Source organism: Marinimicrobium sp. C2-29 (assembly GCF_038419845.1).
Lineage (GTDB): Bacteria > Pseudomonadota > Gammaproteobacteria > Pseudomonadales > Cellvibrionaceae > Marinimicrobium.
The window spans coordinates 1-1,926 of the sequence record NZ_JBCAQT010000037.1; the positions used below are offsets into that span (position 1 = coordinate 1).

General features: G+C 61.4%; 1 protein-coding gene. It reads left to right on the top strand.

Features of this window, described 5'->3' with window-relative positions:
- The first annotated feature begins 465 nt into the window (after positions 1–465).
- Positions 466–1,854, top strand: coding sequence for a group II intron reverse transcriptase/maturase (ltrA, locus tag AAE484_RS17340; RefSeq protein WP_341939696.1), 1,389 nt, complete (start codon positions 466–468; stop codon positions 1,852–1,854).
- Positions 1,855–1,926: the final 72 nt, after the last annotated feature.

The following is a 1,926-nucleotide window of genomic DNA, read 5'->3' on the forward strand; positions in this document are numbered from 1 at the left end:
GTGCGCCAGGCATGGCGCGTAGCGCCTTGACTGGCGCTGTTCCGGTACACGTGGTGGTGGCCGGATGACTTGGAGGTGCAAGTCCTCTGTGGGCCCGACAAGGGGAACCACTAGCCGATCGGCAAGGGTGTTCACCGCGAGGTGAAATCTGAAGGAAGCCGTAGGCAAAGCACTGGCCCGACGAACAGAAATCGCATACGAGGCGGCCGCCGTGGGTGAGGAGGCGCATATCTCCAAAGCCCCATACTTGTACGGAAACGGCGGGCGTATATGCGGCGGGCATAAGTGTGAAGGTCACGCGTCTTACCCTGGGAAGTCTGGCTTCCTGCCACTGTGCTACTGACCTCGTGAGGGGTGGGGATGGGGAGCCAGAACTCAGCCGAGGCCATAGTAGGTGCGTCACCGCGTACTGAAGGGCCGAACATGGTTAGCCGCTAGTAGACGGTGAGTGCTCGCGATGTGCTTATGAAGACAGAAGCGACCCGGATGGGTCAGGACATTCAGGAAGGAGCCGGACGGTATCCGGCGGATACTGAAGTCCGTGTCGAGGCAGGCGCGGTGGCTCACTCGTGGACGAACGCGGAGCCGAACACGCTCATGGAGCAGGTGCTATCGCGCCCGAACCTGATGCGTGCGTATCAGCGGGTGGTCTCCAACAAAGGCGCGGCCGGTGTCGATCAGATGCCGGTGAGCGCACTAAAGAGCCATCTGCAACAGCACTGGCCAACGCTGCGCAAGCGGTTGTTGGCTGGAGACTACCATCCTCAACCAGTACGCCGGATCAGTATCCCCAAGCCACAAGGCGGGGAGCGGGTGCTGGGTATTCCGACGGTGCAGGATCGTCTGATCCAGCAGGCGCTTCACCAGATGTTGAGCCCTATGCTCGAACCGAGCTTCTCGGATCACAGCTATGGGTTCCGCCCCGGACGAAGCGCCCATCAGGCGGTCAAGGCGATGCGACAACACATCAATGAAGGCCGCCGCTGGGTGGTCGACCTGGATCTGGAGAAGTTCTTCGACCGGGTCAATCACGATGTGCTGATGAGCCTGTTGGCCCGACGCATCACCGACCGACGGATACTCACCTTGATCCGCCGCTACCTCAGGGCCGGTATGCTCGACGGTGGGCTGATCAGCCCGAGACGGGAGGGGACACCGCAAGGCGGCCCACTCTCGCCCCTGCTCTCCAATGTGCTCCTGACCGAACTGGATCGGGAACTGGAGCGCCGGGGACACCGGTTCTGCCGCTACGCGGACGACTGCAATATCTACGTTCGCAGTGAAAGAGCCGGCCATCGGATCATGGGCAGCATCACTCGCTATCTGGAACAGCAACTGCGCCTGAAGGTGAATACGGACAAGAGCGCCGTGGATCGCCCCTGGCGTCGGAGCTACCTGGGTTACAGCGTGAGCTGGCACAAGCAGGTTCGGTTGAGGGTTGCACCCAAAAGTCTGGAGCGCCACCAGGCCAAGTTGCGTCAGTTACTCAGAGGAGCACGAGGCCGCTCGCTGCGAACGACGATCGAGCGACTGAATCCGGTGTTGCGAGGTTGGGCGAATTACTACCGCCTGACGGACTCGAAACGCCCAGTGGAAGCGCTCGATGGCTGGATACGCCGACGACTGCGTCTGATTCTCTGGCGACAATGGAAACGGGTCGCAACCCGGGCCCGGAACCTGATGCGACTGGGTCTGACAGAGCAACGGGCCTGGATCAGTGCGACCAACGGTCGAGGTCCTTGGTGGAATAGCGGGGCGTCTCACATGAACGCCGCGCTTCCCAAAAAGGTGTTCGATCGTCTGTCTCTGGTAAGCTTGCTGGATACGGTGAATCGGCTTCCGAGCCAACCATGAACCGCCGTGGTACGGAACCGTACGCCCGGTGGTGTGAGAGGACGGGGGAGGCAACTCCCCCTCCTACTCGAT

What these genes read in the sequence shown, in the direction of transcription:
- ltrA (WP_341939696.1), top strand. Translation starts at nt 466, where the DNA reads ATGAAGACAGAAGCGACCCGGATGGGTCAGGACATTCAGGAAGGAGCC.